This is a genomic window from Bdellovibrio reynosensis, assembly GCF_022814725.1.
In the GTDB taxonomy this organism is placed as follows: Bacteria; Bdellovibrionota; Bdellovibrionia; order Bdellovibrionales; family Bdellovibrionaceae; genus Bdellovibrio; species Bdellovibrio reynosensis.
Window position 1 is genome coordinate 122,806 of record NZ_CP093442.1, and the last position, 25,901, is coordinate 148,706.

Sequence of the window (25,901 nt, forward strand, 5' to 3'; positions counted from 1 at the left end):
CAAGTATTAATAACTAAGCCATTTTTGAATATAAACTGGAGCGGTGACTGTTAAGACATTGCTGATATAGGTTTGATTTGGATCAACCATCCCGAAAACACCGCCCGCACCTTTTCCGGCGCAGCGATATAACCCCCCTGGAGTCAACCCGCACAAACTTGATCCACTTAAATAGATTTTTGAATAAGCAATTTGCGATTCATAATCTATAAGAATATTATATTGTGCTGCTGATCCACTCTCACTCGGTAAAGAAACACCTGTGTTAGCGCCCCAACATTTTGTCGAACCATTTGTTTTAATTGCACAAGCGACTGAGTTATTAACCGTGACACTTGAATAGTCACTGGCGCTATCTATAACATGCGGTGTTTTAGGGTCTCCAGCACCATTATCGCCAAGAAGTCCATTTCCCCAGCACTTAAGCTTGTTGGCCATAGTAATTCCGCAGGTTCGGTCCAATCCTACGCTAATAGAGCGATATGACTCGCTTGGATCAGTATCAATCGGAGTATAAGAATTATTTAAATTTCCTGTCCCTAGTTGGCCATATGTATTCGTGCCCCAGCATCTAACTTTATTAGAGGTCGTGAGGCCACACGAGAATGCAGTTCCAATTCCAATCTGTTTATAAGAAACTCCGCTGTCTATCGTCGTGAAATTAGTGATGTGGGTCGTAGTTCCATCACCAAGCTTCGCAAAGTTGTTGTTCCCGGCGCATCTTAGGGCCCCCGTGGTGGTGATGCCGCAAGCTGCTCCAAGTCTTAGAAAGATTTGTGAATAAGAGGTGGTCGGATCTGCCACTTTTGGAGTAAAAATATTAGTTCCAATATTTCCAGCCGATCCAAGCTCGCCATAATTATTTCTGCCCCAACATTTTAATGTTCCTGTAGAGGTGATAGCGCAGTTATTACTTGAATCATGCATCTCGCTTACTTGAGAATAGTTATTTTGAGCATCAAGGATTACCGGTGCAGGACGACGATAAGTTAAACCGTCACCAAAATAACTCGTTTCGCCCCAGCAGTAAAGTTTATTGCCTGTTATACCACAAGTTTGGGAAGATGTATCTGCCGCCGAATCTGGCATGCCAATAGTCTTAAAATTATAATCTGATAAAGCAAAAAAGGATCCCCCATAGGCGCCTAAATAGGTGCCATAACCAAAGCCATAAAGATCGGAATTCCGTCCTGTCGTGTTGTCTTTATAAAGATTTCCCCAGCACTTAACTGCGCCGGCTGTGGTGATGCCGCAGGCTTTTTGCGACACAGCGTAAACTCGAGAGTAACTTTCGCCTGAATCGGCAATAGTAGGGATTTTTCGATTCGTAGTGGTGCCGTCGGCTAATTGTTTCCCTGCATTATTTCCCCAGCAGTGCAGTACGCCGCCATCAGTAATTCCGCAGCTAAAGCCACGATTGGTATCCGTGGTCGTGTCATCATTTACAGTAACCCAGGAGTATTTAACGGCAGAATTTATGACAGTCGGGGAAGTTTTTGTGACAAGTGTGTTATCGCCAAGTTGTCCCTGACTATTATTTCCCCAGCATTTTAGGGTTCCGTCAGAAATAATTCCGCACGAGTGCCCCGATCCTACAGCCACCATTAAATATGTGTTTGAAGAATCGATGGCCGTTGGTACTTGTTTCACTATTAGAGTGCCATCTCCTACAGTACCCGTCGCATTTCTACCCCAACAAAAAAGTTTATCATTTGTATCTATGGCACAGGTTGTTTTTGAATTTGCAGAAACAAATTTAAAATCCGCCGAGGTAACTTGAGTCGGAGTTTGCGCACTGGAAGTAGTATTTAAGCCGGTTTGGTAAGAATCTGCACTTCCCCAGCATTTTAACTTTTGTTCAGTAGTAATGCCACAAGTGTGAGCCTGGCCGGAGCTAATAGAAGTATAGGTCGTGCTACTATCTATCAAAACTGGAGTGGTTCTTCTTGCTGTAGTTCCATCGCCTATCTGATTGCTCAAGTTTTCACCCCAGCAATAAACATATCCAGATGTAGTAAGTGCACAAGTGTGGTCGCGTCCCGCAGTAACACTTTTAAATGAAATCCCAGGCGCCACTGTTTTGGCGGTGTCAGCAAACCCGACGGTATTACCTAAACCTAAACGGCTTAGGTTAACGCCACTATGGCCCCAACATCTCAATGAATTATCATCGAGAACGGCGCAGGCATGGTAAAAGTTAATAGCTAAGGATATAGTGGTCAGATCCTTTTGTGAGTCCCTAATAAAATACTGCGCCTGATATTTCGGATCTAATAGAACTGCAGGTGAATCTGTGTGAGTTAGGTGAACATTCATTAACGTCTCACCAGTTGTAGCGGCATTAACTAGGAAATTGACTGGAAGATTTGCAGTCGTGCTGCCTGCAGGGATGGTGATTGAACCGCTTGTCAGATTATGTTCAGTGGAAGTCGCATCGCCGGTTATTTTAAAATAAGCTGTCACGTCAAAAGTTTTTGATCCAGACATCGAAAAGGTAATTGTTTTTGTATCGCCTTCACTGACTCTATTAACAGCAGCAGAAGAGATGTTCAGCGTGACTATTGAATCTTTGATCCATGAAGTTTCAGTGGCTACCGAAACTTCCTGCCAATTATTTGAGGCATCGCCGCCTATAACACACACTTTTACTGGACCATTTGGTAAGGCAGAAATGTTGTCAGTAATATTAGAGCCGACAGCCACGGGCCCGACGAAGCTCGCTGTCGCACAACCGCCGGTTGAAATGATTGCATATTTATATTGGGTAACATTGGTTCCAGCTACTGAAATATTCAAAGCTGTAGTTGTAACCACGCCTGTTGGTGCGCCTGATAGTGTCGATTTAATGGCATCGCGGGTCCATGAAGCGGTAGTAGCTGCTGTCGACCAGTTGTCATGATCATCAATACCGACGACACACAAAGTATAATTTCCCGTCTCAGTTAAAAGATCTGTAATTGGTGTCGACACTGGATATTTCGTTCCGATGTAAGCTGAAGATATCGCACAAGATCCGGTGCCTCCAGGTGGAATTAAGAAGTATTTGTAAAATGAAGCTGTTGCGCTTGAGACCGTAACATTTAAACCTGTAGAATTGTTAGTTCCGGAGGGCGCACCGCTGATTGATACAGCAGATGGAAGTGTCGCATCCATATAATAATATGAAGTGGTATTGACCGAATTTCCGTTTGCAGCTGTCAATGACAACTCGAAATCATATGGCGTCGTTGATGTGTCACTCAAACTACTGACATTGAAATGAAGGGTGAAGTAACCACCTGTACAGTAAGCGGCAGATGTTCCAACTGAAGGCTCCCCGGTAACAACACCATAAATAATCTGGCCGTGCGCAGAACAAGTTCCTTTAACATCGAAACTAGCTGCGCTGTACTGATTGATAAATGTGCCAGCTGGTGGTTCCGTTATGGAAAGAGTGGGAACAGTATTGTCATGAATTATAAAATCAGAAACGCATGATGATTCGTTACCTGCAGCATCTCTAAGTTTTATGTAAACTGTGTTTGTGGAATTTAAGGTAGGCAAAGTCCACGCCTTAGGAAAGGAAACAGGTTCCCATGTTCCTCCTGTCAAACAAAGCGCGTTGTTGGTGACATACGTCTCAGTCCCAGTATGGGAAGTCACATTCAGGGTTGCATTTTGCGAAGAGGTAACAGCAGTTCCATTATTTATCGAAAAACCTGTTATTGTCGGAGCTGTAGTATCCTTTATATAGCTAGCGGTGACTGGTGTCGCGTTAACCCCAGTGCTTCGTGAATGTGTAATATTAACTGAATATGTCTGGTCCGCTTTTGCACTAAAGTTAAAGGTTTTAGACCATGAACCCGCAGTGCAAACCGCAGTTAAAGCGCTGAAAGTTGATATACTAATTGTAACGTTTTTTCCTTCTTCAGAGCAACCGCCTGACAATGTGACGCTAGTACCAGTTGCAATATTAATATAAGAGCCTGATACCGGCGAAGAGAGACTTACCGTCGGCACAACAGAAGAGTGAGAGATTGAGTCGGAATAGCATGGAGTTTCATTCCCAGCAGCATCTTTGTACTTTACAAAAACGGTATTTACAGCGTCCGGAGTATTTAAAGTCCAACTTTTACTTAAAAAGTTCGCTGTAACCCATGTACCGTCTGCCGCACATCCAGGTGTATTAGTAATATAAATTTGCGAGCCAACGATTGAGTTGACACTTAAGGTTACGGTTAAACTGATGGTGTCTGTCTGATTGGCGTTGATGATAACTGTTCCCGTAGGTGCCACGGTGTCTTTTGTGTAAACGGGTGAGGTTACAGAGGTGCTTGTTCCAAATGAATTGCTGATTGTGGCTGTCAGCTGAAAATTTCCTTGAGGTACAGGCGTTAAGTTAAGAATCGCCGTGAAGGAGCTTCCAAGACAAGTGGCTGTGCCGGTGAATCCACCGGGCCCAGTAAATGTAATAGATTGGTTGTTCTCAGAGCAGGTTCCACCAACTGTGAAACTAGCGACATTACTTAAGTTCACATATGCGCCCGCAGCAGGCGTAGTGAAGGCAATCGTGGGTGGTGTGCTAATCGAAATATCATCACTTATACATAAGGACTCATTTCCATTCACATCCTTAAATTTCGCATAGACAGTATTTACACCATTTGCACTAGGTAAGGTCCACGCCAAACTATTAACGTAAGATTGCCAAGTCCCCCCAGCTGTACATCCCGGCGTATTTGTTAAATACATCTCTGTAGCTTCAGCAACATTCATTGACAAAATTGAATTGACGGAAGCTGTAGCAACATCTCCATTATTAATTAAGAATGATGTTACAGTGGGTGGAGATATATCGAGCGTAACCGAGGCCGTGTCTGTTTCGACGTTCTCAACTGCATCTTTGTGAGTCGCCATTATGTTCACAGGACTTACAGTAGTACCTGAAATATCGAGCACTTTTGTGAAAGCCCCGCCAGAACAAGTCGCTGTTTCAGAAACAGCGCCAACACTTATTATCACCGACTTCCCATCTTCAGAACAGGTGCCGCTAACAGCATAGGATGAATGATTAAGTAAGTTTATAGGTGTGGAAGAGGTGATAGCTACTAAGGGTATCACGATATCTTTATAAATGGTAAGACTGTATTCTTTCGCTTGCGCTGAGGGCGGTGTTACTTTGAAAATAAGATTGCCGCTATAAATAGGGGCTAACGAAGATAAATCAATAGACTGTGACCAATTTTCAGTTCCACAATTAAATGATGTAAAGCTTGCTGAATTTGGTAGTGCAACTTCTATCTGGGAACCAACCACGCACTTGCCACTAAATCCTGCAGCAGAATAGTTGCTTGAATTAATGAAGCCATTTGCAGGACCATGAACAGTGAATCCTGCTTTATAAGTGATAGGATTTGAACAATTCGAAGCGGACGAGATTCCATTTTTATCTAAAGAAAAAACTTTAAATGAATATTGGGTGCCATCGGTTTTGGTAAAGCTTGCAACATTTGTTTTTTGGTCTGGGCTTAACTTTACACTTGGTAGAATGGGTTCATCACAAGTGGGTCCCTTATAATACAGTAGTTCCTGTTCAACAACTTTTTCTGAATCTGCAGGAGTCCATTCAGCTTTAAGTTCGCCATTATCAAAAGCATCTTGATTCCAAATTAATGAAGCAGCGCCTTGTTCGGAACTTATTAGCGCAATGTCTAAAGAACAGCCACTCAAAATGCAAAACGATATGCCAGTCAAAAAATGAATGCCTTTAGTTAGCAAGCTAACAAACTTTATAGATGAGTGTTTATAATAGGCAGCTTTGTTCATAGTTCCTAGAACATCATTTACATTCAGTTGTTCCATAAAACTTATCGGTGTAACACTTTCCTCGCTTTATCTATGCGGGCCAAAATGTTGCTAGGCCAAATAAAATTTTGTCGGGCTTTGTATCAATACGAAACATCAGAATCATTTCTGTTTAGTATTTTTATTAGTTCGCAAAACTAAAAAACGGATTTTTATTTAAGAATTAGCTTCTAGAATCCAAGGTCCTTGTGGATGAATGTAGGATTGTGAAATCCAAACTGACCCGCAGTTATACTGACAGTGTTGTTGCGACCACTATCCACAGTCCCTAAATTATCGCCAAGGAAGCGTCCCGCGCAACGCCATTGACCACCCAAAGTTTTTGCACAAGTCGATTCACTGCGAAGGTTAAGAGTGCCATAAGTTATACCTGTATCAACCCTGACTGCAGGAGCCACTGCAGCCGTCGGCAATGCTTCTAAATTCCCAGTGAAATAACCAAATGCTCTTGCTTGGCCCCAGCAGTAAAGCTCATCATCACTGCGAATAGCGCAAGCATGGGTCTCTGTCACTTGAACGTCTTTATAATCATAACTGTCAACTAAAGTTGGAATCAGACGATCCACGGAATCGTTAAATCCAAGAATCTTGTTTGTGCCAGCAAAGCCCCAACATTTTAATTTATTTCCTAACGTGATTCCGCACGTAGAATAAGGTCCTGCAGAAACTTTTTTATATTGAACACCAAAGTCGATCACAGTTGGAGTATTCACTTGCGTAGCAGAGTTGTTGCCGACAATACCGCTTCCAGTGTTTTGCCCCCAGCATTTCAAAATATTACCGCTAGTGATTCCACACGCATGGGCTTGGCCTATTACAACTGATAGGTAAGACACACCAGGATCCACAGTAGTCATCGTTGCAACATCGGAAGGTGCACTGCCATCACCGACTTGGCCATACTCGTTTTCACCCATGCATTTTAAAATTCCAGTTTGGGTAATACCGCAGACGTTAGTAGATCCAACAGCAACAGAAGAATATTTCGCCGTTGGATCAGCAATCTTAGGCCGATAAACTAAGCCATCAGCAGTCTTAGTCACTAATCCTAATTCACCAGCATCATTTTTTCCCCAGCACTTCAAAGTACCATCAAGGGCAAGGGCACACATATCTGACACATGGGACGGGGACACAGACGAATACTGAGTTTCTGGATCGATCCAAATAGGCGCAGGTCTACGATAGGAAACGCTTCCAGTTCCATCACCCGTTGTCGTTAACGCATCTGTCGTTCCCCAACAGTAAAGCTTATTACTTTCTACTGCACAGCTAAAGCTTGCCGCATCGCTGCTGCTATGTGGGTAGCCTGAAAAACTTGGGAAATTAAATCCAAGACTTATATTCTTAAAGCGATTAATAAAGTATTTCCCACCATTGCCAGAACCCAGTGGGTGAAGAGTTCTTGTTTTTTCACCATCCAAAGATCCCCAGCATTTTAATCCACCCGCAGTACTAACGCCGCAAGCGCGAGAACCGCTAGCAATCACGGATGAATATAAAGTGCCAGAATCAGAAGCGACAGGAAGCAGTCTATTCGTGGTCGAATTATCAGCAAGCTGCATAAGCGCATTGTGTCCCCAACATTTTAAAGTATTTGCTAAGGTCACTCCGCAGGTAAAGCCTTGATTGGTATCCAACGTTGAATCGTCATTCACTGTCACTGCATTATAGGTAACTAGATTATCAATCTCTACAGGTGTGGTTTCTGAAAAAATGGAGTTATTCCCAAGCTGACCGACTGTATTAGCACCCCAGCATTTCATAATACCCGCTAAGGTGACTCCGCAGGCATGACCTGATCCCATAGCGACATTTTTATATTTAACCGAAGCATCAACAGCGGTCGGGGAGGTCACTGTTGTGGAACCGCCATTTCCTAGTTGGGAACTGGCGTTTCGCCCCCAACATTTTAAATATCCGTCAACAGTGATGGCGCAAGTTGATTCAGAGCCTGCGGCAACATAAGAATAATTTTCTGCAGCATCGATATTTATAGGTAATGAACTATTTAAGTTAGACCCATCACCAAGATTGCTAAAGAAATTATATCCCCAGCAGCGAAGCTTATTTGTCGTCGTAATAGCACAAGTATGATTAGCACCTGCTGAAACAGACAAATAACTATTAGCTATATCAATGGCGACAGGAACGTTGCTAGGAGAGGACGTGGTGTCACCAAGCTGATTCTTAGAGTTATCTCCCCAACAATAAAGTGCACCTAAGGTAGTCACTGCACAGGTATGACTATGGCCAACCGCTACTTGCGCAAATGAAGTGCCCGGCTTAATAATCACGCCTGTTTCTTTAAACAGGTTTGTACCATCGCCCACTTGGCCATAGGAATTATGCCCATAACATCTTAAAGCATTGTCGCTTGTGATAGCGCAAGCATGGGATCTACCCATAGCGAATTTAGAAACACTAAAAGCAGAATCATTATCCCTGATATAAAACTGAGCTTGATAGTTTTTATCTAACGTAACTCCAGCAGAAGGAATCGCCCCCGTAATATGAAAGTTAAGAAGCTTTTCACCATCGGCAACGGCATTCTCAGGCAAACTTAAAGTCACTGTCTGAGAGGTAGAACCCGCCGAAATAACAACACTGCCGTTGGCTAAATTATGATGGGTTGGATTAACGGCATCCCCACCGATTCGATAATAAACCGTCACATCAGTTGCTTTGGCAGCACTTAAAGAGATTGTGATAATTTGATTTGCCCCACCTTCGACCACGCGATTTTGCGCTGGCGAAGTGATGGAAGCAAAGACTCGAGCGTCTTTAACCCAAGAAACCACAGTCGCTGAATTGTTATTTTGAAAAGTGTTAGAGGCATTACCACCAACCACACACAGTTTCATATTACTTCCATCAGCATAGCCCGTCAGCGAAGCTGTGATTCGGGTGGTTTTGGGTGTGGCAGCTGAAAAGGTCGCCGAAGCGCAAGAACCAGAGGTGATGATTGCGTATTTATATTGAGTGATGGTCCCACCACTGACGCCAACATAGAGGCTTGTATCTGAAGAATTCCCGGTGGGATAATCAGACAAAGTCGGCACTAGGTTGCCAGCATCGACGATCGCAATATTTTTCTGCCCCGCTAAGGAATTCACATTCCCAGGAGCAGGCAAAGTCAAAATCGCATTAAAATTATTAGCATCTTTAATCGTTCCACCAGCAAGGCTTAATGACGTGGTCGCCACATAATCTAAATCTGCAGCAGCATCACCGGTGGCAACGGTATATGTGAATGACAATGTTTTGGAATTTGAACCCGCCGAATACGTAGCCGTGCGATCCACAGTCCCAGTTTCAAGGGTCAAGGTCGGGTTACCAGTGACGATCACGGCCTCATCGAAAGTAATTTTAACGGTAATAACCGATGCCACATCGTAAGTGCCATCAGCATTGCTAGCGGACACCGCTAAAACGCTTGGTGCCTGAGTATCACGAGTCCACGCCCCTGCAGTGACCGCTAAAGACACGTTACCAGCGGCATCTATTGAGCGCGCGCAAACTTTATAACCACCTTGATTGGTCAGTGCATAAACAAGCGAGGCTGAAAGCAGGCTGTCGCTGCTAAATGCCGCCGTCGTATCAGTGCAAGTAGAAATATCGCCAGGCTCAATAATCAAATATCGATAGTGGGTCGCATCCGCACTGCTGACTGTGATATTCGTCGTATTGGCTGATAGGGCTGGTAAATTACTAAAGGTGGGAGCCGTCGGTAATACGACATCTTTATAATAAGATTTTGAGCCTGTTCCTTGATTGCCACTAGGGCGGGAAAGGGTCGCGATAATCTGATAAGGTGTAGCAGCGTTATCAGCAAGCGTAGATAAATTCCAAGAAACAGACCAAGTATTTAAAGCAGAGCAGGTTGCACTGTTGGTTAAACTTTGGCCGGTGATACTTAAATTAACCGTGGCGCCAACTTCAGAACAAGTTCCGCTGAGCGCGAATGCGGCATTATTGATATTATTAATCCACGTTCCCGCAACCGGCGCACCAATGGTCACAGTCGGTACCACGGAATCATGTAAGATTGAATCATTAAGACAGTTTGATTCATTCCCACCAAGATCGCGCACTTTAAAATAAACAGTGTTAGTTGTATCTGCAGTAGCCAACGTCCAATTTTTCGATGTCGCAAAAGTTTCCCAAGTACCATCAGCACTGCAAGAGGTGTTAGAAATATACATCTCAGCAGCATTTGTCGCAGTCATAGCTAAAGTCGTATTTAAACTTGAAACTGCAGGTGCGCCCCCGGCAATCGCAAAAGTACTTGCGGTGGGTGCTGACGTGTCTTTTCTAAAGGGTCGGTAAAGGGGAGCTAAATCAGAATGTGTAAGAGTGAAGGTGACACTTCCATCGGCGTGGGAAGTTAAATTCATAGTCTTAGTCCAAGCGCCATTTGTGCAAACAGCTGTTTGATCAGTAAAACCGGTGACTTTGATCGTGACGTTTTGTCCTTCGTTCACGCATCCACCGATGAGAGTGAAGTTAGCAACGTTGCTTGAATTGATGTAAGTCGTCGATGCAGGGGAGGCTAAAGAAAAACTTCCACTCACCACGTGAGTAATTGAAGCTGAATAACAATTTGATTCAATCCCGGCAGCGTCTTTAAATTTTGCATAGATCGTATTGCTGACACCAGTTTTTGTAAGTGTCCAAGATTTGCTTGAAGTTAAAGTTTCCCAAGCGCCGCCGCCGGTACACTTGGCGGTATTAGTGACATACATTTCAGTTGCTACAGAAGATGAAAGTTTGACGGTAACGCCAAGGCTTGTTGTTGAAGCAGCTCCATCGTTGATGTTAATACTTCCAGTTGGCTTTTCAATTTTCTCTTTAGCTTGATAGTCTTCAGCTTTCGGAGCACTACAGGCAGCTAAAACAAAACACACAAATAGCAAAGCATAGGTTCGCATGGAACCCCAAAGCCGTTCTATAAGTGCTTGTAATCTGCCCATAATTCCTCAAAATCTCTCCTTTACTTATCGGTTGAATGAAGAGGGAAATTGATAAAATCATGATCAAAATCAGGGTGTTTTTAGAGGGAAACGTATCAACTTAAGGCAGTGAAACAGACTGACACGAGTCTGTCTCACAACCTGTCGTTTCTGCTAAGTGCAGCTTAATTATTTAGGGCTTTGCCGTGGTCCATCCACCAAAGGTTTGTTCGATAAGTTCAGCACAAGAAATCGTTAAGTGATCCTTCATGTGTTTTGCAACGATCTGAATTCCCAAAGGCATGCCTTCAGCATTCAACCCCGTAGGTGCCACTGTCGCGGGATTCCCGAGGGTCGTAAAGATTCCAGTATAAATAAAATCAAACGGCGACCACAAAGGTTGGCGATGTTTTGGTGCGACTCGCGGGTGAGGAGGAATTAATAAAATTCCATTATCACCCAGTTTCGCATCAAGATCAGCTTTCATTTTGTATAAATCAGCCATCTCGGCACTAAAATCTTTTTTGCTTTTATCAAAGATTTCAGTCAAAGAGACAATTAGATTTGGCAAAGTGTAATCCCCTTTACCCACAGCTAATTTTAAAATTTCTTTTCCGACAGAAAGATGCTGATTTGGCCCCATTAAAAGTTCATATAAGTTTGTGCGTTTTGAATGCTTAAGCGCTGCAAACCAAAGTTCAGCTGAACGCACGAAGAATCTTGGATCTAGTTCTTCAACTTCAGCGCCCAATTCAGAAAATAACTTCCCGCAATTACGCACGACTTGTGCTAGTTCCTGATCAGTTCCACGCGCACGATGAAAAGCAGGCTCAGGGCAGATTAAAATCTTTCTGCCAGCCCATTCGCTAGTAAGTTCATCAAGGCTTGGATTTTTCATAGTGTAAATATCTGACTGATCAGCACCCATTAAAATCTTAGTCAGCGGATAAAGATCTGAAGCTTTACGAGTTAAATGCCCCGTTGATGTCCAAGGGTATTTATCTTCTGATAGCTCTAAGAAATCTTCCTGACCAAACGGGAAGTGACCAGTTAACGGGAATAAATAACGAGAAGGCTTATGACCAAAGACTCCACAGAAAAACGCAGGCATTCTAATACTGCCACCGATATCACTTCCTAAACCGATCGGCGAGGCACCAGCGCCCAATAAGGCACCTTCACCACCACTGCTGCCCCCTGGCGTTCTGCCAAGATCATATGGATTGTTCGTACGTCCATACACAGGATTAAAGGTTTCAAACCAAAAACCAAGTTCAGGCACGTTGGTCGTGCCAAGCGGAATAGCCCCCGCAACCTTCATGCGCGTGACTAAAGTTGAATCCCAGTTCATCACATCATTCTTATGATGAATGCTGCCGCCGGTGCGCTTCATGCCCTCGTAAGCAAACATTTCTTTAACCGTGAAAGGCACACCAAATAACGGCGGCAGATCCGAATTATCTTTCGCCACAAGATCAGTTTGTTCATGCGCTTTTTTACGAGCACGCACGAAATCATCTTCAACCATGGCGTTGAGTTTAGGATTTACTTCTTCAATACGCGCGATGTGCGCTTCAATAACTTCAGTCGGGGAAACTTCTTTTTTCGCTACTTTGCTAGCAATTTCTAACGCGGACAATTTCAATAGTTCATTCATAAACTAAAAAGGGAGCTTAGTGCTCCCTTTCTCCTATACGTTAAATCTAAAGAACAAAATATCTCCGTCTTTCACTACGTACTCTTTACCTTCAAGGCGGTATTTACCTGCTTCTTTTACCGCTTGTTCTGATTTGTACGAGAACAAATCTTCACAGTGATAAGTTTCAGCTCTGATGAAACCTTTTTCAAAATCCGTGTGGATCACACCTGCAGCTTGCGGTGCTTTAGTTCCAGCACGAATTGTCCAAGCACGAACTTCTTTTTCACCTGCTGTGAAGTAAGTTTGTAAACCCAATAAAGCGTAAGCTTCACGGATCAAACGATTCAAACCTGGCTCTTCAGCGTTCATTGCTTCTAAGAACTCTTTACGTTCTTCAGGCGGAAGAAGAGAGATCTCAGCTTCCATCGCAGAACAAATCAAAATAGTTTTGTTGTTTTCTTCAGCCGCACGTTTTTCAACAGCCTTCGTCCAATCGTTACCACCATTAGCGAAATCTGTATCAGACACGTTCATAGCGTAAAGTACTGGTTTTGCAGTTAATAGATGCATGTCGCGCAAGAAGGGCGCTTCGTTGTCATCTAAAGTAACCGCGCGGGCAGGAAGACCTTGTCCCAAAGCTTCTTTTACTTTTTTAGTAACTTCCGCTTCCATTTTAAGTTTTTTATCTGTGGTGTTTTTCGCCATTTTTTCGATGCGCGCAAATTTCTTATCCACAGAATCAAGGTCTGCTAGCAAAAGCTCTGTATTGATGATTTCAATGTCACGGATGGGATCTACTGATCCAGATACGTGCACGATATTTGGATCGTCAAAACAACGAACCACGTGAACGATGGCATCAGTTTGACGGATGTGAGAAAGGAATTGGTTACCTAAACCTTCACCTTGGGAAGCACCTTTTACGATACCCGCGATGTCCACGAACTCCATCGTTGTTGGGATGACTTTTTGAGGTTTGATGAATCCAGTGATTTTATCCATGCGTGGATCGGGAACTGTCACGACACCCACGTTAGGATCAATTGTACAGAAAGGGTAGTTCGCTGCTTCCGCTTTTGCAGAAGTTAATGCGTTGAAAAGCGTTGATTTACCCACATTTGGTAAGCCGACAATACCGACTTGTAAAGCCATGAAAAACCTCGATTCAGAGGTTGCAATCTAGCCTAACCATTGAATTTTGTCGAAGCTTTTTGAATTCCGTCGAGGATAATACTTTCGATGGCATCATTGGCTTTATTCAAGAAATCCGGCATTTTTGCGAATTCATCTTTTGTGAATTTACCTAGGACATAGTCAGGAACGGGGATATTCGGGTTTTCAGGGCGTCCTACGCCCAATCTAAGGCGAATATAGTCAGCAGAGCCTAATAGGCCCGAGACACTCTTAATGCCGTTATGGCCGCCGTGCCCCCGGTTTTTTTGAATCTTCATTTGGCCAAAGGGCTGATCAATCTCATCATGAATAACAATCAGATGATCCATCGGGATTTTGTAGAAACCCATTAGAGGCTGCACCGATTCCCCAGAAAGATTCATGTAGGTTTGCGGTTTGCAGAATAGCAAGTTGTGCTCTTTCCACTTCACTTGCGCGATCTCTGCTTTGAATTGGTTCTTTACAGTGGGATTGCCCAGGCCCTGCATGAAAAAATCAACGGCCATAAACCCAATGTTATGTCGAGTGAGTTTATATTCACCACCAGGATTACCCAAACCAACAACCATCCACATAAAATCTCCGATCGAAGCGGCTGATGAAAAAGGCCCAACTGACTGCGTTGGAAGAATATCTTCTCGCTCCGACGTACTAGAAGTACGCCTGCGCTGCGAGGATATCCTTCCGCCTTGCATTTGGACCATTTTGATCAGCCTCTACAGTGCTGAAACGAAAAAAGGCAGTCCTATTGGAACTGCCTTTTTCGTCTTTTTCAAGTTTTCGCTGTAAAGAATTACTTCTTCGCAGGAGCTTTTGCAGCAGCAGCTGGAGCCGCGGCAGCAGCAGGAGCTGCAGCTGGAGTAGCAACAACTTCTTCTTCTTGAGCAGAAACAACCGCGATTGTTTGCTCTGCGCCAGTGATAACTTTCACTGAACCAGAAACTTTGATGTCTGATACGTGAAGAGCATCGCCTACGCCCAAGTTAGAAACGTCAGCTGTGAAGAATTCAGGGATTTCAGTTGGTAAGCACTCAACCTCAACAGTACGAGTAACTACGTTCAACAAACCGCCTTCAGAAAGACCGATTGCTTTACCTTCAAGACGGATTTCAACGTTAACGCGAACCGCTTTTTTAAGGTCTAGAGCGTACATGTCTACGTGTTGTGGACGACGAGTAAGTGGGTGTACGTCTACAGATTTGATTAGAACTACGATGCCATCAGCACCTTTTACGTTCCCTTTAAGATTGAAAAGAGCATTCTCGTAAGCGCGAGTGTTGTACTTAACGATTTCTTTTTCACTAACAGATACGTTGATTGGCTCAACTGCACCGTAGATTACTGCAGGAACATTGCGAGAGTTACGAAGAGCGCGGCTGTTGTGTTTACCAGTTTCGCGAGCTTCAACATTCAAGTCGATTCTTGATTTCATGATATTTTTCCTTCTAGTCCGATAGAGGATGTTAATAAAAAATGCCCCCAACTAAGGGAGCACGTAAATTAAAGTTAAAAGTGCAATTTCAGTTAGTCGAAAAGGGAGCTTACTGAATCATTGCCGTGGATTCTCTTGATCGCTTCAGCTAGCACCGGGGCTACTGAAACAACTTCGATCTTGCCACAATTCTTCGCTGCTTCCGTCAGCGGGATCGAATCGGTCACCCATACTTTTTCAATAGGGCTTTCCTTCAAGCGACTGATCGCTGGACCCGATAAAACCGGGTGGGTTGCAACGGCGAACACACGTTTTGCACCATTCTTAATTAGACTGTCAACAGCTTGTGTAAGAGTTCCAGCCGTATCGATCATATCATCAACGATGATCGCGGTTTTCCCAGTCACATCCCCGATAAGGTGCAAAGCTTTTGCCTCATTAGGGCCAGAACGGCGTTTATCGATAATAGCCATAGAGGATTCAATGCGTTTAGCAAAAGCGCGGGTTCTTTCCACCCCTCCGGCGTCTGGACTCACTGCGACAAATTCGCTGCCGTGGCCATGGGAATCACGCCAAGCGCGAGATAAAGTCGGAATCGCAAATAAGTGATCCACTGGAACGTTAAAGAAACCTTGGATTTGGGCGGCATGCAGGTCGACTGAAACCACGCGGTCAGCCCCAGCCGTCGTAATTAGATCGGCCATAAGCTTAGCAGAGATCGGCGCGCGCGGAGCCACTTTACGGTCCTGGCGGGCATACCCGTAATACGGGATCACAGCAGTGATGGAGGCAGCAGAAGCTCGGCGTAAAGCATCGAGCATCACAAAAAGCTCCATATAGTTTTGGTTCACAGGGGGGCAGGTGCTTTGTACTACAAAGACATGCTGTCCTCGAACGCTTTCATGTATTTCTACTTGGATTTCCCCGTCGGCAAAAGTGCTTACTTCGCAGTAACCGAGCTCTACTCCAGCTGCTTCGGCTACCTTTTTTGCCAGGGTCGGATTGGCATTGGCGGTAAAGATTTTTAGGCCCTTCATCACTCGTAGTCTCCTGAGTTAAAAGTGCAGTTTCGAAACCCTAACAAGGCAAAAACCCTTTGTCCACATTTCGAAAAAAATTATTTATGGCGACGTTCCAAGCAGCGTTTTTGACTCTAAAATCTGAGCCAAAAAAGGGCACTTTTCACTCTGTCTGAAAGTTCTACGGGGTTTTGTTTCTGGCTTCATGTTTATTTCGTTTTCACCTCGATGCAGAGACAAATTACGGCGCTGGTTTTTCCTATTTTTCAAGGTTCCAAGAAAGCACCACCTAATTTTATTTGTTCCTTTAAGATCACTCCAAGTCGAAGCATAGGAGGCTTCTTATGAAACACCAAATTTTTCAAATCACATTGACGATCACGATGATGACCATCCTTATGGGCTGCGCTGAAGGTAAAATTACTCAGCTAGCAGGCAAACAAAAAAGTACCATTGCCACTGCTGACGAACTGCCGGAACTAGAAGTAGATAGAAATTCAAACTACCGTCGTGGTGACCGTAACGTCGAAGAAACCGAAGATTCAGGTGATACTGTTACTAGAGGTGAAAATTCTGCTAGTGATAACGAAAGAAATGAAGAAGTTGTTATTGATGACGAGAAAATCGGCGAAGAATCTAAAGAGAATTCTGAAACTAATGACGACACTGTGAAAGAAGATGATTCTACTGTTGATGAGTCAACGGAAGATAGAAATCAAGACGATCAGCAAAAAGCCGACGACAAACAAGGCAGCCAAGAAGACGAGCAAAAAAAGTTAGAAGAACAAAAACGTCGTCAAGAAGAAGCGCGCAAACAAGCTGAGCTAAAAAGACAACAAGAGGAAGCTAGAAGACAAGAAGAACTACGTCGCCAAGAAGAAGAAAAACGCAGAAAAGCAGAACAAGATAGACAGAACGAACAAAAACAAAATCCTCCAGTGGATGTTCCTGCACCAGGTTCATCTCAATCGCCAGGCACGATTGCCGAAAAAGGTTTTGTGACTCCGACGATTTACTACTTTGCGGTTCTTAACGAAGATAAAAGTGCATGTCCTCGTGTAGCACCACTTTTTGATAAATCTGGGCGTGTGATGACAATGGTTTGTACTAGTACTTATAAAACGTGCCGCCTTGAAGGTTCTTGTGGTGTTGTTCAGAACAATACGATGCGTAAGTTCAATGTCGTCAAAAAAGGTGCATTTACAGAAATCACGAATCAAAAATGCAGCTTTGGGTTTGGCGTGAAAAGCTATTGCTTAGATCCATTTTACACATTGGCTGCAGACCTTGATATCTATAAACCGGGTGATGTGATTTATGTTAACTCTGTTCGCGGCGTGCAGCTGCCAGACGGTTCTAAACATACAGGTTACTTTGTAATTCGCGATATGGGCCACGGAATTAAAGGCAGAGGTCGCTTTGATTTCTACTCTGGAACTTATTCGCATAAATCAGACTCAAACCCATTTAAGAAATTGGGTTTAGCTGATAAACGAACTCAAGTTCCGTTTGTAAGATTGACGGGCTTGCGCGCAGAACAGGTTCTTAAATCAAGAGCCTTCCCAGGCTTGCCTCAAGAACCTATTGAATAATTAATTAGGCATCTGTCCAGTTTCCTTAAGGCGCTCTAAAAACGCCTTAAGGGCTTGGGCACGGTGAGAATGTTGAGTTTTAAACCCATCACCAAGTTCTGCCAAAGTTTTTGTCTGTCCTTCAGGAACAAACACAGGATCATAACCAAAACCATGAAGGCCCGCTGGCTTAGAAGCAATCGTCCCTTTCATTTCCCCGGTAAATACCCATTCTTCACCAGTGGGTGAATAGATCACAGTTGTTGCTACAAACTTCGCGTTTTTATTTGGCATTGGTTTAAGCGTGATCATTTTTAAAAGCTTAGAAACGTTTTCGCTATCAGAAGCCTTCGGACCTGCGTAACGAGCAGAATGGATACCTGGTAAACCATTAAGGCCTTCTACAACTAGGCCCGCATCTTCACCTAAAACCCAGACGTTGTTTTTCACAGCACGCAAAGTTTTAGCTTTGATGCGCGCGTTGTCTTCAAAAGTTTTGCCGTCTTCAGGACGGGGAGTGAAGGATGGAATATCGCCTTGAGAAAATACTTTTAAGTCAGCAATCTCTCTTAACAGAAGTTTGTATTCAGCTAGTTTGCCTTTATTGCCAGTGGCGATCCATAACTCCATCTTCGCGGTTCCTATCTGTTTGCTAATTTAAAAATGTCGCCAACCACAGCGGCTTGATGAATGAATAGTTCCGTACAACCTTTTTGTGCGACACTCATCATTTCAAATAATTGTTCGCGTGTGAATGGAACGTGTTCTGCTGTACCTTGAACTTCTACGAAATGACCTTTGTCAGTCATTACAAAATTCATGTCAGTGCCGATTGCAGAATCTTCGTCATAGTTTAGATCTAAAAGAATATTTCCTTGATGAAGACCTACGCTGATCGCAGAAACGTAATTGATCAAAGGGAAAGCTTTGATTTCGCTGACGTCATGAAGCTTTTTAGCAGCTAAAGCTAAAGCCACAAAACCGCCAGTTACTGAGGCTGTTCTTGTTCCGCCATCAGCATTAAGAACATCGCAGTCGACGATGATTTGTCTTTCACCCAAAGCCTTCAAATCAACAGCCGCTCTTAAAGATCTGCCAATCAATCTTGAAATTTCTTGGGTGCGACCACCAGTCATAGATTTATCACGTTTAATACGAGTGTGTGTAGAGCGTGGTAGCATGCCGTATTCAGCCGTCACCCAGCCAGCACCTGTGCCAACAAGCCATTGCGGGGCTTTAGGTTCATAAGTGGCTGTGCAAAGAACTCTGGTTTTTCCGAACTCAACAATGCAAGAGCCTTCAGCGTACTCAGATACATTTGGAGTGATTTTAATTTGACGAAGTTGATCAAAAAGACGGCCGTCAACACGCATGAAAGACCTCCTAAATAGGGAAGGCCTAATCTAATGTCTTCGCCGTGTGATTGTCCATCTTTTCTTTGTAAGAGATTAAAGCGGTGTAGATTTTTTGAGCAAGATCAGATTGATATTCTGTGTTTAAAAGTCGTTTCGCTTCGCGCGGGTTGGTTAAAAAACCAATTTCAATAAGGACTGAGGGCATTGAGGTCTTTGAGATCACGTAAAACGGAGCTTGCTTGATTGTCGCTTGTGGTGCGGTTGCATCTGTGCTCCACACGGATGTTAAAGTCTTACTTAGTCGCAAGCTGCTTTGCAGACGGTTTTGACGATGCAGATCTTCAATGATCGCAGCGACGTCACCTTTTTTGGATAAGTTATCGCCACCAGAAATCTTATGCAGTTCTTTTGAATTTAATAAAGCCTGATTTTCTTGGCTTGCTAAGTACAGTGCATCTTCATCGGGGGGCAGATTATTTTGGAAGAAAAATTCAACGCCCTTTGCGCGACTGTCTAAAGCGGCATTGGCATGAAGACTGACGAAGATATCCGCTTTTGCGTCTTCTGCCATTTTCACTCTGTGTGGCAGACTGATATTTTTATCAAGTTGGCGCGTCAGTGTGACTTTAAAATTGGCATCTTTTTCTAAAAGAGTTTTTAGTTTTTGCGCAACTTTCAACACCAGCTCTGCTTCACGGGCTTGGCCATGCACGGCACCTGTATCAATTCCACCGTGGCCAGGATCAAGCATGATATGAAGTGCAAATGCAGGACGACTCAAAACGATGAGAGCCGCTAGCATCAAGTGTTTTATAGTGAGAAAGTTCATTTTTTTAGGATAAAAATTCGGCGAAAATCTGTCGAGTCCAAACACCCGGCTAGTCTAGAATTTAAAGGGGTTTGAGCGCCGACAATTGTCGTTTTCTGTTCATTTCCTCGACATAGGTTTTGCGCTCACGGTGCATTTAATTAATCTTGGCGAACCTTTGGTCATGGCACCGTCGTTGCTCTATGGATAAATAACCCCCCATGGCGGCCAGGACCCCTCCCCCCAATCCTGGTCGCTTTTTTTTTGCCTAAAATCGTATATCCTTAGACCTGTTGTTTATCCATTGAAGGAGAATTACATGTATCTAAAACCTCTTAGTGCTCTGTTATTAGCAGCATTATTAACACAAGGTTACCAACAGAAAGCTTACGCAGTTGAGAGTTCTCAAATCGAAGCTGAAGAAGCTACAGCAGACGCAGAAGCAGCAAAGGCAGAAGCTAATGAGGCAAGACGTCGTGAAGCGGAAGATCGCAAGAAGCGCGATAAAATCCGTTCGGAAGCACAAGCTGCAACTAATAAAGCTCGCTCTTTAGAAGCTGAAGCAAAAAAAGAACAGCTTGAATCAGAAAGAGAATCAGCAAAATTAAGAGCAGAAGCCGCTGAAAACGAACGCATGCAAAAAAATGCAGAGCGTGAACAGCAAGCAGCTCAAAGCCGTATCAAATCAGCTCAAGAAAAGACTCAAGCCGCGGTGAAAGTTAAAGAAGAAGCCGTTGCGAAAAGAAAACAAGCTGAAGATAAAGCTGATCAAATGAAAGACGAAGCTAAAGACCAAGAAAAACAGGCAGCAGCCGCGTTTGAAGCGGGTCAACAAGCGACGAAAGAAGCTGAAGTAGCTAAGATGGAAGCAGCAAGGGCTGAACAAGCCCTAGCGAAAGCTCGTCTATTAACTCAAAAAGCCGTAGCGGAATCAAAAGCCCGCGATGCTAAAGGTCGCCAAGAAATCGCTCGTGCCGAAGCTGATAAAGCTCGCGCTGAAGCGGAATTAGCGAAACTAAAAGCTCAAGAAGAGCAAGCTAAAGCGACTATTGATAAAGTAGAAGCAGAACTTAAAACAGCGCAAAGCGAAGCAAAGGATGCTACGAAAGAAGCTGAGTCACAACGTAAAGAAGTGGCAGAAGTTCGTTCTCAGGAAGAAAAATCACGTCAAGCTGCTGCGAAAGCCCGCCAAGAACTTGAAGGCAACCGCAACAACTTGAAAAAAGAACAAGCCACTGCGACTTTAGAAATCGCAAGAGCTAAAAAAGTAATTGCTGAAAGTGAAGCCGCAGTTTCTAGAGACGAAGCTGAGTTAAAACGCCTTAAAGACGAGGCCGCTAGAGCCATCGCTGAACGCGAAACTTTAGAAGAGCGTATGGAAGCTGCGCAAAACCAAGCTGAAGAATCTAAAATCAAAATGGAAACTGCAAAAGCAGAAGCTGAAGCTGAAAAAATGAAGCTAGAAGCACAGAAGATCCGTGCTGATGCCGGTCTTCCAACTAAGAAGACAACTAAGAAAAAGTAATTACGAGTACCGAAAAGTGAAAACTTTAAAGCCCGTGGCAGAAACGCCCGGGCTTTTTTTATAGGTGCCTGCTTCTTTTCACGGTTGCGCCGCGCAAAAAAAGCGGCGTTGAGCAATATAGAATATCTGAGTTCTAAAGGTACCTGCTTCTTTTTACGGTTGCGCCGCGCTACCGATGCGGTAGTGAATATTACTGAACATCAACTTGCATTTTTGCTTGGTGATGGGTTCCTTCTGCTACCTTCTCATAGAATGATAGTGTCTCAATTTGAAATACAGGTTGAGACATTTAACTTCCGAAATAGACCTTCGGTATTATACAGGAACTTGTTTCTTTAACCGATACTTGTTTATGCGGTTTTTGGACTTCCACTTTCTTATTCGAACTCAATGCTTAGCTTTGCTATTAATCTGCTTTTTAATTGGATGTACCCAGGTTGAATCGCGCGTTGAACAATTAATAGTGCCATCCGACGGCGTGCAGCTATGGGCACCGCAAATCAGTGGATCGGTGGCGACAGCATTTTATGTGGATGGAAGTTGTCATCGCCAAACTCAAGATGTGCAATTTTCTTTAGATCAAGGGGCTTCTTGGCTATCAGCAAATGATTCGTCCCTTGTATCTCAGTTTTTTCTGGATTGTAAGACTGATAAGAAATTTAGTTTTGTCTTAGACTTATCGTCAAAAAGCTCTGTCAGTGCTCTTCAAATTCGTTCACTGGTAGGCGCAAGTGTCAGTGCCGTGATAGAAAAGAATATTGCCCTAGATACGGTTTTACCCACAGCAACTTTAGCACTTGACGGTGGAGTTACAACTCTTCATAGCCGTGATGCCATACTTTCCGCCACGGGAGATTTAGATTTATTTAAAGTTTATCTAACGGATCAGGCAGGGTGCTCGGGCGGGGGCGCTTGGCATCAACTGCAAAACATGAAGCTTGATTGGACATTTCAAGGTAATGGGGCGCAGACTATTTATTATAAATTTATTGATTTCGCTCGCAATGAATCTGTCTGTCAAAGTTTGAATGTAACTATTGATTCTAGTCTTTTGGCTCCAACAGCGCTTTCTATTGCTTTTCCGTTGCAGTTAGAAAGTAATGAGGTGACACCTTCAGTTAAAATTGAAGGTTTGGATCCAGGGGATCTGGTCTTTGTCTATACTTCCAGTGACTGCAGTGATTCAACCTTAGCATCTTCAGGATTTTCTGCTGGTACTTCATTGATATTAAACGCGACTATTTTAGGTGCGGACGGTGATTATCAGTTTTTTGCAAAAAGAAGAAATTCTTTTGGCGCTGATTCTGCTTGCTCGACAGCAAGCGCTAGCTATCGCCTTGATAGAATTGCACCAGCGGCAGTTAATCCTTCGATTAATGCAGGGGCCTTGATTACAAATAATCAGTTGGTATCAGTGCAACTAGCTACCTCTGAACCCCCCCATGAGTATTATATGACTGCCAATGCGGATTGTACTACTGGAGGCACCTGGGCGGCCTTCCAAGCGGAAATCACAGACTGGAACCTGGGTGTTGGCGATGGAAATAAAACAGTCAGGGTGAAGGTTCGTGATATTGCCGGCAATAATTCTTCCTGCCAAAGTGTCTCGATAAATTTAGATACGACACCACCTGATATTCTTGGTCTTACTAACTCGGTGACACCAGTGCCAAGTAAAACATGGAACTGGTCTTGTTCAGAGGAACCTTGCACTTACGAGTTCCTCGTCGATACAGTGCCAACGACGGATCTTTCCAATGGTTTCTTTAATAGTAATAAAACTTATACCATTGCTGAAAGTGAAGTAGATGCGATCTACTACTTGCATATTCGCGCTAAAGATTCTGCAGGAAACATTTCTGGCGTTTATCATTATAAAGCGGTGGTGGGAAACTTTCCGGATGCGCCAACGTCAATTAGCCTTGTAACGCCGGCTTCGAATGTTTCCAATGTCACAACTCCGTCAGTTTTAGTGGGGGGAGTATCTGCTACTAATACTATTACTTTGCACGGCCTAGAAGACTGTTCTGATGCAGCTATCGTTACAGGAACAGTTCCTGGTGGGCAAAGCCAACTTATTCTTAATCCAACTCTTACAGTAGACCAAGTTTATCGCTTCTATGCGAAAGCTTACAATGGAAGTAATTATTCTGGATGTTCTCTGGTGAGTTTAAATTATACTCTTGATCGGGTGGCGCCGACGGCGGTGACATCATTAGTAGATGGCGCCTTTTCTTTACGCAACTATTCACCCATAATCACGTGGTCTGCAAGTACAGATTCATTAAGTGGTGTTAGTAATTACGAAATTCAGTTAGAGAGTATATCTCCTCTCACTGTGGTCACAAGCTGGCTTAGTATAGGAAACGTTGATGAATACGCCTTTACTGGCCTTTCACTAACTGCCGGTAACTCCTATCGAGTTCGCGTTCGTACGAAAGATCTGGCTGGAAATATTTCAACTGAAACCGTGTCGGATGGGTGGTCGATAAATGCAGATAACACGCTAGCTGGCCCTCTATGTTTCACAAGTGGCAATACATTAGGGAAAGTCAATTCAGCCATAGTTGAGGGGAACACCATTTATGTTGGGGGCCAGTTTTCTAAAGTTGGGAAATGTCATGGCGGTTTGATTCGGACCACTGACACCGGAACCTTTGAAGAGGGTTACAATCTTGCCGGTACGGTCTCTGGAATTATACCTGATGGCCAAGGCGGATATTTTGTATACGGTTTATTTTCGTTGGTGCAAGGCGCATATTCGACAGATAATATTCTTCGTCTTAAAAGCGATCTTACCGTGGATGTAAGTTTTAACTTAAGTGTAAATGGTGCTATCAATGCGGCTGCAGTGTCGTCAGGAGTTCTATTTATAGGTGGTGGATTTAGTTCTGTAGGTGGTGTTTCACGCGCTAATTTTGCTAGTGTCGATATTTCATCTGTCAGTAGCCCCTCAATACTTGCAGCAGTCTCAGTTAATTCCTCGGTGAGTGGGCTTGGAATTGATAATGGATATTTGTACATATGGGGATCTTTTGGTTCGATTCAAGGAATTGCAAAAAGCCAACTGGCAAGGATAGATATAACGAATCCTGTCAGTCCCACAGTCGACTCTGCCTTTGGTGTTTCGATCGATGGTTCAATTTCCGCTCTAGCATTTGATGCAAATTCTGTATTTGTTGGGGGCAGTTTTTCTAAAGTCGACAATGTGGAAAGCAGATCTCTAACAGTGTATAATAAAGCCGCTAATACTTGGCAAAAAATTGGTACCAATTTTTATTATAATGGAAATGCATACTATTACTCTGTAACTTCCCTTCTTGTAAAAGACGCAAAACTTTATGCAACCGACGGTTATAGTTTTCTAAGGTTAAACTCCACAACTTATTCAGTGGAAGCTGTATTGAGCGGTGTGCCCAGTATCGCAGGCACAGGAAATACGGGAGTTATTGTTGCACAAGCAAACCAGTTTTCAGAAGTTAACCCTATCACGATGTCACTGACTGGAACTTTCACTTCGCTAATTTCCGGTGGGTCCGGAAAGGTTGCTTTGAAAGCAGGTAACAAATTCTTAATTGGTGGCAGCTTTGTGACTGCAGATACGGTTTCTCGTAATAACTTGGCAGCAATTAATTTTAGCGATGGTTCCTTGCTACCTTGGCAGCCTAGTGCCAGCTCTTATGTACATTCAATGGCGAAAAATGGAAACACAATTGCAGTAGGAGGAGAGTTTACCTCTGTTTCAAATATTAATAGAGGTAGGTTTGCCCTTTTAGATAAAAATTCGGGCAATGTTTTGCCTGAATCATTTTCATTTGATTCATATATTAACGGGTTGCTCTGGGATGGCGATCGAATCTTTGCTGGCGGGGCTTTCAACGGAATTAATGGTACTAGTCGTGTGCGGTTGGGCGCAATTGATATAAGTTCAGGAAGTCTTCTAAATTGGGATCCGTTTCCATCTTCAACGGTGCGACAAATTCACAAGCTTGGAACAAAATATATCGTGGCAGGCGATTTCACCACCATGCAAAGTCAATCCCGTCCCGGTATCGCCATGTTCGATGTCAATGACTTGTCGCTTTTAACCACAAATATAACAACATCACTTTCATCTAGAATCTCTACTGATAATGGGAAAGTGGTGATTACCGGTGCTGCTGTAGCTGGATCCTCTCGATTGCTGTCTTTATTTGATGCTGATATGAACCTGATCTGGAATACGACAACATCATTTACATCATCATATTATTCTAAGCCAGTTATAGGGGAAGGTGTTGTTGCCGTAAGTATGAACGCCAGCACTAGCCGATCCATTGAAAGCACTGTCATCAAAGCGTATTCAGTATTTCTTGCGAATGCGAACACTAGTACGTTCAACCTCCTTCCCTGGAATCCAGTCCTAGGTTATGACTCTGAGCCTTTAGTTGTCACCACCGACGCAGTTTTAGTCGGAGGATCCTTTAGAAAAGCCAACCGAGTGCCTCGCTCTGGCTTCGCAATCCTTCCTCGCACGGGCGACGGCACGCCGACAAAATAAAAAAGGCCCTGATTTCTCAGAGCCTGTCGTCAAAAACAATTTT

13 protein-coding genes are annotated in these 25,901 nt (G+C 43.7%); 3 read left to right on the top strand and 10 right to left on the bottom strand.

The window, feature by feature from the left end; all coding sequences use genetic code 11:
* Window positions 1-6: 6 nt before the first annotated feature.
* The 7 genes from MNR06_RS00640 to MNR06_RS00670 all read right to left on the bottom strand — a co-directional run bounded on the left by MNR06_RS00640 (window position 7) and on the right by MNR06_RS00670 (window position 16,077).
* Window positions 7-5,841 (bottom strand): RCC1 domain-containing protein, encoded by a 5,835-nt coding sequence (locus MNR06_RS00640; RefSeq protein ID WP_243537899.1) that lies wholly within the window; start codon window positions 5,839-5,841, stop codon window positions 7-9.
* Between the two features lie 173 nt (window positions 5,842-6,014).
* Window positions 6,015-10,817, bottom strand: a complete 4,803-nt coding sequence (locus tag MNR06_RS00645) for an RCC1 domain-containing protein (RefSeq protein ID WP_243537900.1) — start codon at window positions 10,815-10,817, stop codon at window positions 6,015-6,017.
* Window positions 10,818-10,989: 172 nt separating this feature from the next.
* Entirely contained in the window at window positions 10,990-12,441 is a 1,452-nt protein-coding gene (locus MNR06_RS00650) for an amidase (RefSeq protein WP_243537901.1), read from the bottom strand.
* Window positions 12,442-12,486: 45 nt separating this feature from the next.
* On the bottom strand, window positions 12,487-13,587 hold the full coding sequence (gene ychF / locus MNR06_RS00655) for a redox-regulated ATPase YchF (protein ID WP_243537902.1): 1,101 nt from the start codon (window positions 13,585-13,587) through the stop codon (window positions 12,487-12,489).
* A 32-nt stretch (window positions 13,588-13,619) separates the two neighbouring features.
* Window positions 13,620-14,183, bottom strand: coding sequence for an aminoacyl-tRNA hydrolase (gene pth / locus MNR06_RS00660; RefSeq protein ID WP_243537903.1), 564 nt, complete (start codon window positions 14,181-14,183; stop codon window positions 13,620-13,622).
* Between the two features lie 218 nt (window positions 14,184-14,401).
* Entirely contained in the window at window positions 14,402-15,040 is a 639-nt protein-coding gene (locus MNR06_RS00665; RefSeq protein ID WP_243537904.1) for a 50S ribosomal protein L25, read from the bottom strand.
* A gap of 92 nt (window positions 15,041-15,132) precedes the next feature.
* Entirely contained in the window at window positions 15,133-16,077 is a 945-nt protein-coding gene (locus tag MNR06_RS00670; protein ID WP_243537905.1) for a ribose-phosphate diphosphokinase, read from the bottom strand.
* 326 nt (window positions 16,078-16,403) lie between these two features.
* On the opposite strand from MNR06_RS00670, the gene MNR06_RS00675 reads away from it, so the two are divergent.
* Window positions 16,404-17,651, top strand: a complete 1,248-nt coding sequence (locus MNR06_RS00675; protein ID WP_243537906.1) for a 3D domain-containing protein — start codon at window positions 16,404-16,406, stop codon at window positions 17,649-17,651.
* Here MNR06_RS00675 and rdgB read toward each other — a convergent pair whose 3' ends face one another.
* Genes rdgB through MNR06_RS00690 form a run of 3 tightly spaced genes read right to left on the bottom strand, consistent with a single transcriptional unit; the run spans window position 17,652 to window position 19,814 of the window.
* Entirely contained in the window at window positions 17,652-18,260 is a 609-nt protein-coding gene (gene rdgB / locus MNR06_RS00680) for an RdgB/HAM1 family non-canonical purine NTP pyrophosphatase (RefSeq protein WP_243537907.1), read from the bottom strand. It lies immediately after the preceding gene.
* Window positions 18,261-18,271: 11 nt separating this feature from the next.
* Window positions 18,272-19,003, bottom strand: coding sequence for a ribonuclease PH (gene rph / locus MNR06_RS00685; RefSeq protein ID WP_243537908.1), 732 nt, complete (start codon window positions 19,001-19,003; stop codon window positions 18,272-18,274).
* A 25-nt stretch (window positions 19,004-19,028) separates the two neighbouring features.
* Window positions 19,029-19,814, bottom strand: a complete 786-nt coding sequence (locus tag MNR06_RS00690) for an N-acetylmuramoyl-L-alanine amidase family protein (RefSeq protein ID WP_243537909.1) — start codon at window positions 19,812-19,814, stop codon at window positions 19,029-19,031.
* 298 nt (window positions 19,815-20,112) lie between these two features.
* On the opposite strand from MNR06_RS00690, the gene MNR06_RS00695 reads away from it, so the two are divergent.
* Together MNR06_RS00695 and MNR06_RS00700 are read left to right on the top strand one after the other, a co-directional pair.
* On the top strand, window positions 20,113-21,318 hold the full coding sequence (locus tag MNR06_RS00695; RefSeq protein ID WP_243537910.1) for a hypothetical protein: 1,206 nt from the start codon (window positions 20,113-20,115) through the stop codon (window positions 21,316-21,318).
* A 463-nt stretch (window positions 21,319-21,781) separates the two neighbouring features.
* On the top strand, window positions 21,782-25,858 hold the full coding sequence (locus MNR06_RS00700) for a phage tail protein (protein ID WP_243537911.1): 4,077 nt from the start codon (window positions 21,782-21,784) through the stop codon (window positions 25,856-25,858).
* The last annotated feature ends 43 nt before the right edge of the window (window positions 25,859-25,901 follow it).

Excerpts from the sequence above, each read along its gene's own strand:
- MNR06_RS00640 (WP_243537899.1), bottom strand. The coding sequence starts at position 5,841 with ATGGAACAACTGAATGTAAATGATGTTCTAGGAACTATGAACAAAGCT.
- MNR06_RS00645 (WP_243537900.1), bottom strand. The coding sequence starts at position 10,817 with ATGGGCAGATTACAAGCACTTATAGAACGGCTTTGGGGTTCCATGCGA.
- ychF (WP_243537902.1), bottom strand. The coding sequence starts at position 13,587 with ATGGCTTTACAAGTCGGTATTGTCGGCTTACCAAATGTGGGTAAATCA.
- pth (WP_243537903.1), bottom strand. The coding sequence starts at position 14,183 with ATGTGGATGGTTGTTGGTTTGGGTAATCCTGGTGGTGAATATAAACTC.
- MNR06_RS00665 (WP_243537904.1), bottom strand. The coding sequence starts at position 15,040 with ATGAAATCAAGAATCGACTTGAATGTTGAAGCTCGCGAAACTGGTAAA.
- MNR06_RS00670 (WP_243537905.1), bottom strand. The coding sequence starts at position 16,077 with ATGAAGGGCCTAAAAATCTTTACCGCCAATGCCAATCCGACCCTGGCA.
- MNR06_RS00675 (WP_243537906.1), top strand. The coding sequence starts at position 16,404 with ATGAAACACCAAATTTTTCAAATCACATTGACGATCACGATGATGACC.
- rdgB (WP_243537907.1), bottom strand. The coding sequence starts at position 18,260 with ATGGAGTTATGGATCGCCACTGGCAATAAAGGCAAACTAGCTGAATAC.
- rph (WP_243537908.1), bottom strand. The coding sequence starts at position 19,003 with ATGCGTGTTGACGGCCGTCTTTTTGATCAACTTCGTCAAATTAAAATC.
- MNR06_RS00690 (WP_243537909.1), bottom strand. The coding sequence starts at position 19,814 with ATGAACTTTCTCACTATAAAACACTTGATGCTAGCGGCTCTCATCGTT.
- MNR06_RS00695 (WP_243537910.1), top strand. The coding sequence starts at position 20,113 with ATGTATCTAAAACCTCTTAGTGCTCTGTTATTAGCAGCATTATTAACA.